Origin of the sequence: Chryseobacterium piscicola (assembly GCF_900156685.1) — a bacterium.
Classification (GTDB): domain Bacteria; phylum Bacteroidota; class Bacteroidia; order Flavobacteriales; family Weeksellaceae; genus Chryseobacterium; species Chryseobacterium piscicola.
The window spans coordinates 579,737-594,113 of record NZ_FTOJ01000001.1; the positions used below are offsets into that span (position 1 = coordinate 579,737).

Here is a 14,377-nt window from a genome sequence, read left to right on the forward strand (position 1 = left end):
AAAAGCAATTCATGTTAAAAGCAGAATTTAGAAAATTATATTTACAAAAAAGAAAAGCCTTGTCAAATGATGAGGTTTTCTTATTGTCTGAGAAAATATTTGAAAAATTTATAGATTATTTTGAGCCAACTGTGGGGCATAAGGTTCACATATTTATTGCACTTGAAAAGTTTAATGAAATAAGAACCCAAATTTTTATAAATTATTTCTTAAGTCGAAACATCCGTGTTTTTGTTCCTAAAATTATTGATGCAAAGATGATTTCAGTAGAAATTTTTTCTGAAACTAAATTTTCAATTAACAAATGGGGGCTGTCTGAACCAATTTCAAATAAAAATTCAGAGGTGTTAGATTTCGATTTTGTCATAACACCGCTTTTATATTGCGATAAAAACGGAAATAGAGTAGGTTATGGTAAAGGATTTTATGATACTTTTTTTGAAAATATTTCAAAAGAGTCAAAAAAAATCGGAGTTAATTATTTTAACCCCAATCTTATGATTGATGATGTTTGGGTAAAGGATATTCCTTTAGATTATCTTGTAACGCCCACAGATGTACTGTCTTTTTCCAAAGGGCTGTAGAATTGCACAAAATAAAATTTAAACTCTTTATTCTTCTGGTCAGGTTTAGAAACCAATGTATACTGGGCATTTCTTTCAAATTTTCCTATAGATTTGTTTTTAGAATCCAAGTATTCAACATTAAATGTGGCAAAATCTAAAGTATCCTGCTTTTTTATTTTTTTGAAAATATTAATATTGCTCACTTTTATTTTTTTCACTTGTAAGCTTTCCAGTTCTTTAAATAAGCTATTGAAAGTTGTAGAGTCAGATTTTTGGAAGTATTTTTCTATTTTAGTATAGATGGCTTGATCAATTTCGGTTTTTTTGTTTCCAGAGAGATAAAGTGTTGATAAATCTAGTACATCCTGAACTTTTTGCATCGTTATAGCATTGATTGCCTGTGTGCTATCCATTTTCACACTGATGTTTTCGGTATTTCTTAGCAGATCTAAATCGCTTATCGTGTTTGTTTCTTCTTTTTTGTTGCAGGCAATCATAGTAATGCTCAGAACTATCGTCAAAAACAAAAAGTTACTTATTATTTTCATTGTTTGAGATTTTAAATTTGATAGATATTATTTTTCCGCTATTATCTTTTTTCATTTCGATAACATTGAGGTTTTTTAGGGAAGTGGTGGGCGTGGTTACCAAAGTGATGTAATCATCTTTATCTAAATATTCTAAGCCATAAATATCACTATCATAAACTTGAGTGATTACGGCAGAATTACTAATATAGTTTTCAAGCTGTTTTCTTTTTTGCTTCATTAAATTAAGTTGCTGCTCGGGAGTACCACCGTTGGTGTCTTTAGTGGAGAAATAATACACTGCCATTTTGTAATCATCTGGCTTCAGCGCTATTATTTCTTCTTCCGATGCATTTTCTAAATTTCTGTTGATTTCGAGATTCTCGTACATCGTCGATGTAATTTGCATTTTAAGATTTTTATCTTTAGTCTCATATCTAAAGCATTCTCCTGGTTTGATACGGAAGAAAAGAGGAGATTCATTTTCTTTGATAACTTTTATCTCAATTATACTCTGTACATCCAAATTTCGATCAGCATCTTTAAAACAGTATTGATAAGTGGGTTTAAAAATTTCATCCTTAAATCCGAAAAGACCAAGTAAAACCACGAAAACTGAGCAAACAGCAATCCAAACGGCTCTTTGTTGCCCTTTTTTAGGCTGAGAAATAATTGCTTTTTTATCTGCGCTTGTTTTTTGTGTATTACCTTCAACTATTTGATTTTCAGTATCGGATTTTTGTAAAACACTCGAAATAGTCTCGCTTATCTCTTCAATATGTCTTTTTTCTTCGTTTTCGGGAAGATTAATTGATGCAGAAACGGTTTTTTCTAGTTCCTTTAAGTTGTCATCGTTAATTTCTTCATCATCTTTTAATAATTCTCCAGCAAAAAGATGTTGTTTTTTAAAGTCGTACCAAGAGTTGAAACCTGCATAAATACTCAGTAAATTAAGCATATCAATTCTAGGTAATTTATTTACCGGTGAAGTTTTGAAATAAGTATAAAAAGATTTTTCGCTAATGTTTCCTTTTGCTTTTTTTCGCAAATCTTCTTGGAAATAGATGATATCTATACCTTTCCATTTTGATATATCATCAAATGAAGGGGTGTGTTCTGTAATATATTGAGCTTGTACTGCCTTTTTGAGTTGCTCAAAATGTAATAGATCTATATCTGTCAATTTTTAAATTATATTTAAAGTATTGATTTTCAATTATATTTAATTGTAAAACTGTTTTACAAAGTTATTACAATTATTTTTCTCATGCAAAAATTATATCTGCTCTACCTTTGTCTTGTTCAAATAACGGAACAGAAAAGAGATTTTAAAAAACAATATTAACAAATTAAATTTAATTTATTATGAAAAAGTCATTATTCGTAGCTGCTATCGCTGCTATCTCATTAGTTGCATGTAAGAAAGGTGAAGCTACTAACGGTACTTCTGATTCTTTAGACAAAAAAGCTGATTCAGCTATGGAAAAAATTGATTCTACTGCAGGTGCTGCTAAAGATTCAATCACTAAAGTTGCTGATTCTGCTACTAAAGCAATCGATTCTACTGCTAAAGTTGCTGCTCCAGCTGCTCACTAATCAGTTACGATTGAAAGATAAAAGAACCGTTTCGCTAAGCGAAACGGTTTTTTTATATGTTTATATATTTTAATTATGATTTTTTTTGTCTCAATGCCTCATAACAAGTGATGGCAACAGCATTACTCAAATTTAGAGAGTCAATAGTACCACTCATAGGAATTAATGTATTTAAGCCTCTGCCAGACCAAAAATCACTCAGTCCGGAGTGTTCTGTTCCAAATAAAACTGCAGAACGATGGGTGAAATCTCTCTTAAAAAGATCTTCAGATGTCTCATCCATTATCGTTGTATAAATGTTGAAATTATATTTTTCTAAAAATGAAAAAACTTCATCATTCTCAGCCTGGAAAATGTCCATTCCGAAAAGGCAGCCAACACTCGATCGGATAACATTGGGATTGTAAAAATCTGTTTTACCATCAGCTACAATTAATGCATCAATTCCGAAAGCTTCACAACTTCTTAGAATTGCTCCCAAATTTCCGGGTTTTTCAACACCTTCAACAATGATTACCGTTGAGTTGTCTTTTGGTTTAAAATCATGTAATGAAAGCTCCCTGCTTTTAAAAATGCCAATAATTCCTTCTGAACTTCCTCTGTATGCGATTTTTTCATAAATTTTTTCAGAGACAAAATTTATTTTCTGTTGGGGAAGTTGTCCTTTGAAAATGTTTTCACAAATGTAAAATTCCACCGCTTCAAAATCATATTGAAGCGATCTTTCATTTTCTTGTTGTCCTTCCACTACAAAAACATTAGATTTCTTGCGAAAACGATTGTCTGTAAGAAGTTTAGTGACGTATTTTATCTTTTCGTTTTGGAAACTCTCAATGATCATAATGGATAGTTGATAAATGGTAATTATTGCAAAAATAATTTTTATAAACCATTTATCACTCATAAATCATCATTTATACCATTTCTTAAGCTCTGTGGAAGCTCTTTTTTGTTTTTGATTCCTAAAGATTTTAATTTTAGTGTTTGCGATATCAAATTGTCGTTTCCTGTAGATAATTGTTTGTAAGCATCGTTGTAAACAGTTTTTGCTTGATCCAGATTTTTCCCTACTTTTTCTAGATTTTCTACAAAACCTGCAAATTTATCATATAATTTTGCACCACGCTCTGCAATTTCCATAGAGTTTCTATTCTGGTATTCACGTTTCCAAAGGTCAGCAATCAGTTTTAAGGACGTGATTAAATTGCTGGGATTCAATAACAAAATTCGTCTTTCGTACGCATAGTTCCAGAGATTCTGGTCTGTCTGCATTGCGGCGATATAGGCTGGTTCGCTTGGGATAAACATCATCACAAAATCCAAAGATTTTTCGTAATCATCATACGCTTTCTGGCTCAATTGATTGATGTGATTTTTAATGGAAGATAAATGTTGGTTTACTTTAATTTTATAGATCTCAGAATCTGTTTCGTCAACTAATTCGGTAAATGCAGTGAGCGAAACTTTAGAATCAATAATTACGTTTCTTTCATCTGGATATTTTATAACTGCATCCGGACGCATTTTTTTACCTGAGAATTCTGAAAACAGGGCTTTGTTGTCTTCATCTCGAAGCTCATGTTCCAAAAAATATTCTCTACCTTTTACTAAACCAGATTTTTCCAAAATACTTTCCAGTATCATTTCTCCCCAATTTCCTTGGGTTTTACTTTCACCTTTGAGGGCTTGGGTTAGTTTTTTTGCATCTTCAGATATTTGCTGATTAAGTAAAGCGAGTTCTTTTACTCTTTCGCCAAGAGAAAAACGTTCTTTATTTTCTTTTTCATAAGCTTCATTGACTTTATTTTTTAAGTCATTGATTTTTTCCTGAAACGGTTCAAGTATATTTTTAAGATTGTTTTGATTAATTGCAGTGAATTTTTCTGTTTTTTCCTCTAAAATTTTGTTAGCTAAGTTTTCAAAATGCAGCTTTCCTTCGTCTTGAATTTTTTCAATTTCAGATTTTTGCGTTTCTAAAGATTGTTGTAATGCTTCATTTTGTGCCAATAGTTCAGAGTTTTTGGCAAATAAATGTTGTTTTTCAGTTAAAATAGATTCAATTTGAGTGTTTTGCTTTTGGTTTAAAAACTTTTGATCATCAAACTGGGTTCGCAAATAGGTGTTTTCTGCAGAAATTTTAGAAAATTCATTTTTTAAATCATTTAATAAATCAGATTGTTGAAGATTTAATTCTTTTTCTTTTTTTAAACTATTCTCTAATTCCTGAATTTTTAGATTTGAATTTTCTGCGTCTGCTTTGGATTTTATATTCAAATAATTCAGTTCATCATAAGAACTTCTTGATACCATAGAAGATTTCAAATAAAAATAAATGATAAGTGAACCTAAAATTCCTCCAATTAAACAGCCAATGATCAAATAAGTGATTTCCATTCTTCAAAATTACGAAACGGAAAATAATGTATTTGATTTTGTTTTCCACAAACCTCACATGTTCTCAAAACCTCTGAGGTTTAAGTAGAATATTTTAAAAGATGATTTTTTGTTAAGTGGTTTTTGTTTTCTCTAAAATCTCAATATTTTTCACCACATCACTGCTTTCGCATTTCTTTAATTCTTTAGCTAATGTAGAAGAAAGTAATTTAGGATTCAAAATTTGTGATGCAACTTTCGCTGCGGCATAATCTACGATATTGGTTACAGATTCTTTCATGAAATTTGGTGTGTTTGAAGCAATGACTGCAGTTGCCCAAGAAGTTTCTCGCGCTTTAGAGATAGCAAAATCTAAAATTACATTGTCTTTTCCATTAGAAAGTTTGTCGATAAGATTTACTGGATAGCAGATTTTATTTAAAGAATCCTGAACTTTTTGATTGATGGATGAAATGACGGTATTAATATTTTCAAAGTCTTTTTTCAAAGGATTGATTTTCCTGTAAGGCATAATGGATGCCGCAGAAATTCCCAAATCTAGATTGATGTGAGCGTTCATTCCTAGGAAAATATGCTGAAGAATCAGAAGATCTTTATTTTTGGTGGCTTCAAAAGCTAGAAACCATGCATTGGTGCATTTTTTTCCTTTCGAATAATTTTCCCAGGCATCTAAATATCTTGTTGCAAAAGCGATGTCGAGCAGAATCATTCTGGGGTTGTCTTCAAATTTTTTCTGCTGAATTCCCTTCAAAACCTGAGCGGTCATAATTCTGTAGGTACACGCAAAATAACCGATTGTGCTTTTGTTTTCTTTGCTCCAGATGATGATGTCGTCTAATTTTTTCAGAACTTCTTCGATGGTTTTCATGGTAGTTTAGTTTTAAATAAAGATAAGAAAAAACCTCGCAGTGTTGCGAGGTGAAATTTATGGGGTAGTTATTTTTTCTTTTAATTTATCGTTTTCAACCTTCAGTAGATTGACATAATCCATTATATGCTTCAGCATCTCTTGATGAATACTATAATTGTAATAATTTCCTATATTATCGCCCGTTTGGTTTTCAGTATTTATGTTTACTTTAGCATCATCTTCTTCATAAATGTCTTCAAAAAAAACTTCTAAAAAATCAGCTAATTTTTTCCATTCATCTCGACTTATTTTTACTTCTCCTTTTTCTTTTCTGCAATAATTTGGAGTAGTTGTGTGTATTACTTCTGCTAACTGTGCTTGTGTAAATCCTTTTCTTGTTCTTGTACTCTGAAGTTTTTCTTTAATCATAGTGTTGTTGTCTTTAAGATTGTTAAGTAAGTAATTTACAAATATGCAAAAAAAAGTATAAAATTGTATTGAAAATGTACAATAAATATGCAATAAAATTGCAAGTTGTTTTTCATCTTAATACAATGCTCATTAGTAGTTTTGTCATTGTAAACAAATAAATTATATTTACATGAAAAAATTATTTTTAGTTGCAACAATTGCTGTTGCGGGATTGGTATTTGGTAAAAACACTACACCAAAAGAGTTAGACGTATTAAAAGAAAATGTAACAGTCAAAAGTTACGTGGAAAATCAAAATGAGATCAATTACGTTGATTTCAAGTTAAGCAAAGATTTTGAAATGTTGAAAACAAAAACTTTCTTGATGACTTTCTGTGATGACTTGGGATGTGAATCTTACGAAGTTGATACAAGTATTTATACTATGGATGATATTTTTAAAATGATTGATTATTGGTTCAATGGCTGGAATTAATGTTGCGAAGAATTTATTGACACTTATAATGAGCTTATGTATTTATGTAAGCTCGTTGTGTCAAGATGTAAAAACATTTGAGGTAGATTACCTTTTAAGTAGGAAGAGTACTAAAATTGATTCTTCAAAAGTTCACGAAATTTTTAAGCTTTTTGTTAATGAAGATCACTCAATTTTTATTTCAAAAAGGAAGATTGAGAACGATTCAATTCGAGAGAATTTGAAAATGACAAAAGGTTTTGGAACTTCTAATAATATTTCACTTTATTCTTTTGAAGAAACTGTACTTTATAAATATCCAGATAATCAAGTGTCATTATATATGCATATTCCACATAGTCCTATAGGATATAACGAAAAAGCTCCTCTTGATTGGAAATTGTTAAATGACACTAAACTTGTTAATAATATTGTTTTAAATTCTGCTGAAATAGTATTTGGAGGGAGGAAATGGCATGCGTGGTATAGCAAAGAGTATTCTATTAATGAGGGGCCGTATAAATTTAAAAACTTGCCTGGACTTATTTTTGAGATATATGATGCTGAGAAGATATTTAGTTTTAAACTTATAAAAATTAAAAATAGTAATTCAGTTTTTAATTATAATTATAAAATGTTTTTGATTACTAGCAAAGATAAATGTCTTGATGTGGTTGATACTTATATTAACAATCCTGCGCCTCAACTTACGAAGATTTTTACTCAAGAGTCAAGAGATAGAATCAAAAAAAATAGTATTGAAAGAAATAAAAACAAATATCATATAGAAAAGGATTTTGAATATTGATATTTATCAATGTTATTGTTATATACGTTCAAAATACAGACCTTGCAAAATTTGTGAGGTCTTTTTATTTAAGGATTCTCTTTTGCAATCTCATCATGATGCTTTAAGTAAAGAGGTAGTGCAGCAGAGCCATACCAAGGGAGAATTTCATAATTGAAAACTCCAGCCGAAACTGCGGGGTCTGTTTTTACCCAAGACTCTGCTTCTTCTTTAGATTTTGTATTGAAAATAAACATTCCACGGTAGTCTCGTTGGTTTTTTCCTGAAAAAGGTCCTGCAACTACTATTTTTCCTTCTTTGGCTAATCTTCCGATATTGCTCATGTGCCCTTTCATCAGGTCTCCTATTTTTGTTTTATCATCAATTTTTGCGGAACCTGTTGTGAGCATTACAATGACATAAGGTTTCATTCCGTACTTGTCTGCTCCTAATGAATCTGCTAGTTTTTGATTAAAACTAGAGGTTTTTTCTGCAACCGAACCGTTTTGTCCGGGTTTTCCATCTTCACCAGGTTTTCCGTCTTCTCCTTTCATGTAAATAACACAAGACATTAAAGTTGATGAGATTAAAATTAAGGCAATTAGTTTTTTCATCATTGTATATTTTGGTTAATCTTTAATTCTTAAAAACTCTTTCGCCAGTTCAATCATTTTCGGATCGCCGGTGTATTTTCCGTGTTCGTCGGAGAGTTTCACAGTGGGAATCCATTCTTTGTTTAAAGCTTGTACGCCAATTAATTTCATTACGATATTCATTGGTTTTAAACCTACATCGTTGGTCAGATTGGTTCCGATTCCGAAAGAAACGCCTATTTTTCCTTTGCAGTAATTGGTAATTTCTTCTACTTTTTCAAGATTCAAGGCATCAGAAAAGATGATGTATTTAAATAAGGGATTAATTCCATGAGAGGTGTAATGTGCGATGGTTTTATCTGCGAAATCCAGAGGGTCGCCGCTGTCGTGACGTACTCCGTCAAAAAGTTTAGCAAATTTTTTATCAAACTGCTGGAAGAAAACATCTGTTGTGTAAGTGTCTGAAAGCGCTACTCCCAAATCTCCTCTGTACACGTCTACCCAATGTTCTAAAGCCAATTCGTTTGCTACTTTAAATCCAAACTCTGCGCCGTGAAACATAAACCATTCGTGAGCATGCGTGCCGATTGGTTTTACACCGTATTTCATTGCAAAATGCACGTTTGAGCTTCCGATGAATGTAGATTTTTTTTTCTGAGTCAAAGCTTCCATCACGAGATTCTGAACTTTATAAGAATGTCTTCTTCTGGTGCCGAATTCTGCGAAATTGACGCCTAATTTGTTTAAATAATCAGCTTTCTCAATGGTTTTATTCATCACAACTTCGTTAGAGTCTCTTTCCAAATGATTCATTTCGTAATGCAACTCGCTTATTAAAGCCAATAATGGGACTTCCCAAAGTATCGTTCGGTACCAAAGTCCTTCAACGGTAACTGATAAATCGTTTCCTGTCTGTACAATTTTCACTTCAGAAGGATCATAATGGTAGCCTTCTAGAAAATCCAGATAGGGTAAATTTAAATAGGGGCAGGTTTTGGCTAGAAACTTTTTTTCATCTTTGGTTAATTTGAGTTCTGCCATTTTATTGACAGTTTCTCTTAAAGCATCATCAAAGCCTTCTGGGAAATGGTGTTTACCGCGATTGATAAATTCGTATTTTACAGTTTGACATGGGAAGAGTTTTACCACCGCATTTTGCATGGTAATTTTATAAAAATCGTTGTCTAGAATAGAGTTGAAAGTCATATTTTTCCTTTTGTGTATTTTTAACACAAATTTAATTAATTCAAAATAAAAATCGTCTAAATTTAAGACGATTTTTTAAATATTGTAATGATTTTCTTATTCTGTTCTTACTTTCCTAAATAAGAATTATACATCCAAACTTCTTTTTCCTGCTCAGTAATATAGTCGCTCATTTGCGAGTTGGTGCCTTCGTCGCCGGCCTTCTCTGTAATGTCTAGAAGCTCTCTTTGTAAATCAATCACCACTTTGAAAGAATTTAAAATGATTTCAACGCTTTTATTACCATCGTTTACTTCTTTACTTTCTTTAATTGTAGAAACCTTAAGGTAATCTGAGTAATTATGAGCCGGAGTTGCTCCAAGAGTTAAGATCCTCTCTGCAATTTCGTCGATTTTTAAAACTAAGCTGTTATAGAGTTCTTCAAATTTAGGATGCAGTGTGAAGAACTGTTCGCCTTTGATGTTCCAGTGAGAGCCTCTTGTGTTTTGATAGAACACGGAATAGTTGGCTAAAAGAAGATTTAATTTTTCTGATATGTTTTGGCAATCGGATTCCTGTAGGCCGATTATGTTTGCGTTTTTCATAATTTTATTATTTATACTGAATCATTGTAAAAATTATGCCATAAGTATTTTTGGTTAATATTAATATTGTTGATTTACATGAATAGACATTTTTTGGGATGGTTTGCGAAATTATCTAAGTCCAATATACCTTTTAGTTATAAATCGGATAAGCCATTTTTTAATGCAAAAATTAAAGTTTTGAGATAACAACAGTTTCAATTCGTTTTATTAATAAGGGTTGTCTTATTTTTCTGAAGAAATATATCCATGATATTTGAAGGATTAAAAAAGTAGCAGTAGTCATGGGGTTTATTTTGTAAGTTTCTGTTAATTAAATTTTAAGTAAAGAAATTTTTAATTTCAACCGTTTGTAGATTAAAAAATTATCACTACTTTTGCAAACTAAAATAAAAGCAATTAAATGCCTACTATTCAACAATTAGTTAGAAAAGGAAGAGTCGCACTTACCAAGAAGAGTAAATCGGCTGCACTTGATTCTTGTCCACAAAGACGAGGTGTATGTACGAGAGTATATACTACCACACCTAAGAAACCAAACTCTGCACTTAGAAAAGTTGCAAGGGTAAGACTTTCAAACGGTAAAGAAGTTAACGCCTATATCCCAGGTGAAGGACATAATCTTCAAGAGCACTCGATAGTATTGGTACGCGGGGGGAGAGTAAAAGATTTACCAGGAGTAAGATACCACATCGTAAGAGGTGCGTTGGATACTGCTGGAGTAAGTGGTAGAACTCAAAGAAGATCTAAGTATGGAGCTAAGAGACCTAAGCCAGGTCAAGCTGCAGCTGCACCGGCTAAAGGAAAGAAAAAATAATCATTAAATAAGGTACAGAAACAATGAGAAAGACAAAAGCGAAAAAAAGACCGTTGTTACCAGATCCAAAGTTTAATGATCAATTGGTAACTAGATTTGTAAACAACTTGATGCTAGATGGTAAAAAATCTATCGCATTCAAAATATTCTATGACGCATTAGACCTTGTAGAAGCAAAAAAAGGAGAAACTGAAAAGACAGCCCTTGAAATCTGGAAAGATGCATTAACTAACGTTATGCCTCACGTAGAAGTACGTTCTAGAAGAGTAGGTGGAGCAAACTTTCAGATTCCTATGCCAATCAGAGCAGATAGAAAAATTTCTATGGCAATGAAATGGTTAATCCTTTACTCTAAAAAGAGAAATGATAAGTCAATGGCTTTGAAATTGGCTAACGAAGTTGTAGCGGCTTCTAGAGAAGAAGGTGCTGCATACAAGAAAAAATCTGATACTCACAAGATGGCAGAAGCTAATAAAGCTTTCTCTCACTTTAAATTCTAATTAGAAATGAGTAGAGATCTTAAATTTACAAGAAATATTGGTATTGCTGCGCACATTGATGCTGGTAAAACTACCACTACAGAAAGAATCTTATTTTATACTGGTGTAAACCACAAAATTGGTGAGGTTCACGATGGTGCTTCTACAATGGACTGGATGGAGCAGGAAGCAGAAAGAGGTATCACTATTACTTCTGCTGCAACTACTTGTTCTTGGAATTTCCCAACAGACCAAGGTAAAAAATTACCAGAAACTCAACCTTACCACTTCAACATCATCGATACACCGGGACACGTTGACTTCACAGTAGAAGTAAACAGATCTTTGAGAGTATTAGATGGTTTGGTATTCCTTTTCTCTGCAGTAGATGGAGTAGAGCCTCAGTCTGAAACAAACTGGAGACTTGCTGACAACTATAAAGTAGCGAGAATGGGATTCGTAAACAAAATGGACCGTCAAGGTGCTGACTTCCTTAACGTGGTAAACCAGGTTAAGACAATGTTAGGATCTAATGCTGTTCCAATCGTTTTACCAATTGGTGCTGAAGAAGATTTCAAAGGTGTAGTTGATTTAATTAAAAACAGAGCTATCGTTTGGGACGAAGCAGGACAAGGAGCTACTTTCGAAGTAGTGCCAATTCCTGAAGACATGAAAGCGGAAGTTTTGGAATACAGAGAGAAATTAGTTGAAGCAGTTGCTGATTATGATGATACTTTGATGGAGAAATTCTTCGAAGATCCAGATTCAATTTCAGAAGACGAAATCAACGAAGCTCTTAGAAAAGCTACTATCGATTTATCTATTATCCCAATGACTTGTGGTTCTTCATTCAAAAATAAAGGAGTACAGTTCATGTTGGATGCAGTATGTAAATACTTGCCTTCTCCATTGGATAAAGATGATATCAAAGGTACAGACCCAAGAACAGATCTTGATATTACAAGAAAACCATCTGTAGATGAGCCTTTCGCAGCTTTGGCATTTAAGATTGCTACCGATCCTTTCGTAGGAAGATTAGCATTCTTCAGAGCTTACTCTGGAAGACTAGATGCAGGTTCTTATATCTTGAACACTCGTTCAGGAGATAAAGAAAGAATCTCTAGAATCTATCAGATGCACGCTAACAAGCAAAATCCTGTAGAATATATTGAAGCAGGAGATATTGGTGCAGCGGTAGGTTTCAAATCTATCAAAACTGGTGATACCATGTGTGACGAGAAAAACCCAATCGTTCTAGAATCGATGGTTTTCCCAGATCCGGTAATTGGTATCGCTGTAGAACCTAAAACTAAAGCAGATCAGGATAAAATGGGTAACGCTCTAGCTAAACTAGCTGAAGAAGATCCTACTTTCCAGGTTAAAACTGATGAAGCTTCTGGTCAAACGATTATCTCAGGAATGGGTGAACTTCACCTTGATATTCTTGTAGATCGTATGAGAAGAGAATTCAAAGTTGAAGTAAACCAAGGTCAGCCTCAGGTAGAATACAAAGAAAATCTTACAAGAGTTGCTCAGCACAGAGAAGTTTACAAAAAACAATCTGGTGGTAAAGGTAAATTTGCGGATATCGTATTTGAATTAGGACCTGCTGACGAAGGTAAAATTGGTTTAGAATTCGTTAATGAAATCAAAGGTGGTAACGTTCCTAGAGAATTTGTTCCTGCTATTGAAAAAGGCTTTAAAGCTGCAATGAAAAACGGTCCTTTGGCTGGTTTCGAAGTTGAAGGTATTAAAGTAACTCTTAAAGACGGATCTTTCCACGCGGTGGATTCTGATGCACTTTCTTTTGAATTAGCTGCAAAATTAGGATTTAAAGAAGCGGGACGTGCTGCTAAGCCAGTAATTATGGAGCCTATTATGAAATTGGAGGTTGTAACTCCGGAAGAATATATGGGTAACATCATTGGTGACCTTAACAAGAGAAGAGGTACTATCAGTGGACAAGAAGAAAAGAACGGTGCCGTTGTTATCAAAGGTTCAGTTCCATTATCTGAAATGTTCGGATATGTTACGACTCTAAGAACACTTTCATCAGGAAGAGCTACCTCTTCTATGGAATTAGAGAAGTACCAGGCTACTCCTCAAAACGTTGCTGAAGATATCATTGCTAAAGCAAAAGGTTAATTTTTTAAATCAAAGAAATGTCACAAAGAATCAGAATAAAACTAAAATCTTACGATTACAACTTGGTAGACAAGTCTGCTGAGAAAATCGTAAAAACGGTAAAGGCTACTGGTGCTGTTGTAAACGGACCAATTCCATTGCCAACAAATAAGAGAATCTTTACAGTACTAAGATCTCCGCACGTAAACAAGAAAGCAAGAGAGCAGTTCCAATTATCAGCTCACAAGAGATTGATGGATATCTACTCTTCTTCTTCTAAAACTGTTGATGCTCTAATGAAATTAGAACTTCCTTCAGGTGTAGACGTAGAAATTAAAGTGTGATAATTGAGCCTTTTGGCTTATCATCTTAAATATAAATCCCTTTTCGAAAGAAGAGGGATTTTTTTTATTTAATTTTTAAGAAATTTTAACAATTGTATTTTGAAAATGTTTAGTCATAATCCATTGTTATTTCTCTATTTTAGTTAAAAGAACATGAATTTGTTTAAATCTCATAATTTTGATTTAACATAATATAATAATTCACTTTTTTATCTAAAAAATTTGCATACTTTTAGTTTTAATATTAGTTTTAATTTTGAAGTGTTAGACAAAAAAAATTAACATTTATGAAAAATTATTATTTGTAGCAGCTTTGGGAGTTGCGGGATTGATGAGCGCTTAGGATGCTAAAGTACAAACATCAAAGAGTGAAAGATTTAGCAAATGGGATACGGGAGTTAAGACAAAAGCTGTTTTTTATAATTGGGTTCAAATAGTTTCTCCTTGTGGAGCAGTATATTATTTGGCATACGAAAGTTATGTTGGATGTACAATAGATGAGTTATATTCAGATATAGCAATATTTAATTATGCAAAATGTGGAGTAACTGGTTTTGAATACCAAGGTGGATATTCTTAAAGTTGTAATAAAATAGTGAGAGTTGTATAAAATAACTCTTTTTT

Annotated in this window: 17 protein-coding genes; 8 read left to right on the top strand and 9 right to left on the bottom strand. The window is 32.6% G+C overall.

The features are described 5' to 3' along the window. The first annotated feature begins 11 nt into the window (after positions 1 to 11). Positions 12 to 584, top strand: a complete 573-nt coding sequence (locus tag BW939_RS02700; protein WP_076449533.1) for a 5-formyltetrahydrofolate cyclo-ligase — start codon at positions 12 to 14, stop codon at positions 582 to 584. Here BW939_RS02700 and BW939_RS02705 read toward each other — a convergent pair. Together BW939_RS02705 and BW939_RS02710 are read right to left on the bottom strand one after the other, a co-directional pair. After that, a complete protein-coding gene (locus BW939_RS02705; protein WP_076449535.1) occupies positions 536 to 1,114 on the bottom strand; it encodes a hypothetical protein in 579 nt (192 codons plus the stop codon). The genes BW939_RS02700 and BW939_RS02705 overlap by 49 nt on opposite strands. Beyond that, the gene (locus tag BW939_RS02710) at positions 1,098 to 2,276 is read right to left on the bottom strand and encodes a hypothetical protein (RefSeq protein WP_076449537.1); all 1,179 of its coding nucleotides are present in this window, start codon (positions 2,274 to 2,276) and stop codon (positions 1,098 to 1,100) included. Before BW939_RS02710 ends, BW939_RS02705 begins: the two co-directional genes overlap by 17 nt. Before the next feature lie 182 nt (positions 2,277 to 2,458). On the opposite strand from BW939_RS02710, the gene BW939_RS02715 reads away from it, so the two are divergent. Then, on the top strand, positions 2,459 to 2,689 hold the full coding sequence (locus BW939_RS02715; RefSeq protein ID WP_076449539.1) for a hypothetical protein: 231 nt from the start codon (positions 2,459 to 2,461) through the stop codon (positions 2,687 to 2,689). 73 nt (positions 2,690 to 2,762) lie between these two features. Here BW939_RS02715 and BW939_RS02720 read toward each other — a convergent pair whose 3' ends face one another. The 4 genes from BW939_RS02720 to BW939_RS02735 all read right to left on the bottom strand — a co-directional run bounded on the left by BW939_RS02720 (position 2,763) and on the right by BW939_RS02735 (position 6,362). Further along, positions 2,763 to 3,530, bottom strand: coding sequence for a TrmH family RNA methyltransferase (locus tag BW939_RS02720; RefSeq protein WP_076449541.1), 768 nt, complete (start codon positions 3,528 to 3,530; stop codon positions 2,763 to 2,765). 59 nt (positions 3,531 to 3,589) lie between these two features. Beyond that, a complete protein-coding gene (gene rmuC, locus BW939_RS02725; RefSeq protein WP_076449543.1) occupies positions 3,590 to 5,083 on the bottom strand; it encodes a DNA recombination protein RmuC in 1,494 nt (497 codons plus the stop codon). Positions 5,084 to 5,195: 112 nt separating this feature from the next. Next, positions 5,196 to 5,951: a DUF5995 family protein gene (locus BW939_RS02730; protein ID WP_076449545.1), complete on the bottom strand. Its 756-nt coding sequence runs from the start codon at positions 5,949 to 5,951 to the stop codon at positions 5,196 to 5,198. A gap of 57 nt (positions 5,952 to 6,008) precedes the next feature. Beyond that, positions 6,009 to 6,362 carry a helix-turn-helix transcriptional regulator gene (locus tag BW939_RS02735; protein ID WP_076449548.1) on the bottom strand — a complete coding sequence of 118 codons (354 nt, stop codon included), beginning with the start codon at positions 6,360 to 6,362 and terminating at the stop codon, positions 6,009 to 6,011. 172 nt (positions 6,363 to 6,534) lie between these two features. Between BW939_RS02735 and BW939_RS02740 the strand changes: the two genes are divergently transcribed. Then, complete coding sequence (locus BW939_RS02740; protein WP_076449550.1) at positions 6,535 to 6,840, top strand: hypothetical protein; 306 nt, start codon at positions 6,535 to 6,537, stop codon at positions 6,838 to 6,840. Next, positions 6,812 to 7,627, top strand: coding sequence for a GLPGLI family protein (locus tag BW939_RS02745; RefSeq protein ID WP_123891538.1), 816 nt, complete (start codon positions 6,812 to 6,814; stop codon positions 7,625 to 7,627). The genes BW939_RS02740 and BW939_RS02745 overlap by 29 nt, the downstream gene beginning before the upstream one ends. A 68-nt stretch (positions 7,628 to 7,695) precedes the next feature. On the opposite strand, the gene BW939_RS02750 is transcribed toward BW939_RS02745, so the two are convergent. The 3 genes from BW939_RS02750 to BW939_RS02760 all read right to left on the bottom strand — a co-directional run bounded on the left by BW939_RS02750 (position 7,696) and on the right by BW939_RS02760 (position 9,989). Beyond that, positions 7,696 to 8,223 carry a YciI family protein gene (locus BW939_RS02750; RefSeq protein ID WP_228417088.1) on the bottom strand — a complete coding sequence of 176 codons (528 nt, stop codon included), beginning with the start codon at positions 8,221 to 8,223 and terminating at the stop codon, positions 7,696 to 7,698. Between the two features lie 12 nt (positions 8,224 to 8,235). Next, positions 8,236 to 9,405: a nicotinate phosphoribosyltransferase gene (gene pncB / locus BW939_RS02755; protein WP_076449554.1), complete on the bottom strand. Its 1,170-nt coding sequence runs from the start codon at positions 9,403 to 9,405 to the stop codon at positions 8,236 to 8,238. Between the two features lie 107 nt (positions 9,406 to 9,512). Beyond that, positions 9,513 to 9,989, bottom strand: coding sequence for a Dps family protein (locus tag BW939_RS02760; RefSeq protein ID WP_076449555.1), 477 nt, complete (start codon positions 9,987 to 9,989; stop codon positions 9,513 to 9,515). Between the two features lie 403 nt (positions 9,990 to 10,392). On the opposite strand from BW939_RS02760, the gene rpsL reads away from it, so the two are divergent. Genes rpsL through rpsJ form a run of 4 tightly spaced genes read left to right on the top strand, consistent with a single transcriptional unit; the run spans position 10,393 to position 13,753 of the window. Continuing rightward, positions 10,393 to 10,806, top strand: a complete 414-nt coding sequence (gene rpsL / locus BW939_RS02765) for a 30S ribosomal protein S12 (protein WP_027383325.1) — start codon at positions 10,393 to 10,395, stop codon at positions 10,804 to 10,806. A gap of 23 nt (positions 10,807 to 10,829) precedes the next feature. Continuing rightward, positions 10,830 to 11,306 carry a 30S ribosomal protein S7 gene (rpsG, locus tag BW939_RS02770; protein ID WP_028122161.1) on the top strand — a complete coding sequence of 159 codons (477 nt, stop codon included), beginning with the start codon at positions 10,830 to 10,832 and terminating at the stop codon, positions 11,304 to 11,306. A 6-nt stretch (positions 11,307 to 11,312) separates the two neighbouring features. Then, on the top strand, positions 11,313 to 13,430 hold the full coding sequence (gene fusA / locus BW939_RS02775; protein WP_076449557.1) for an elongation factor G: 2,118 nt from the start codon (positions 11,313 to 11,315) through the stop codon (positions 13,428 to 13,430). A 17-nt stretch (positions 13,431 to 13,447) separates the two neighbouring features. Next, complete coding sequence (rpsJ, locus tag BW939_RS02780; protein WP_002661363.1) at positions 13,448 to 13,753, top strand: 30S ribosomal protein S10; 306 nt, start codon at positions 13,448 to 13,450, stop codon at positions 13,751 to 13,753. Positions 13,754 to 14,377 lie beyond the last annotated feature (624 nt).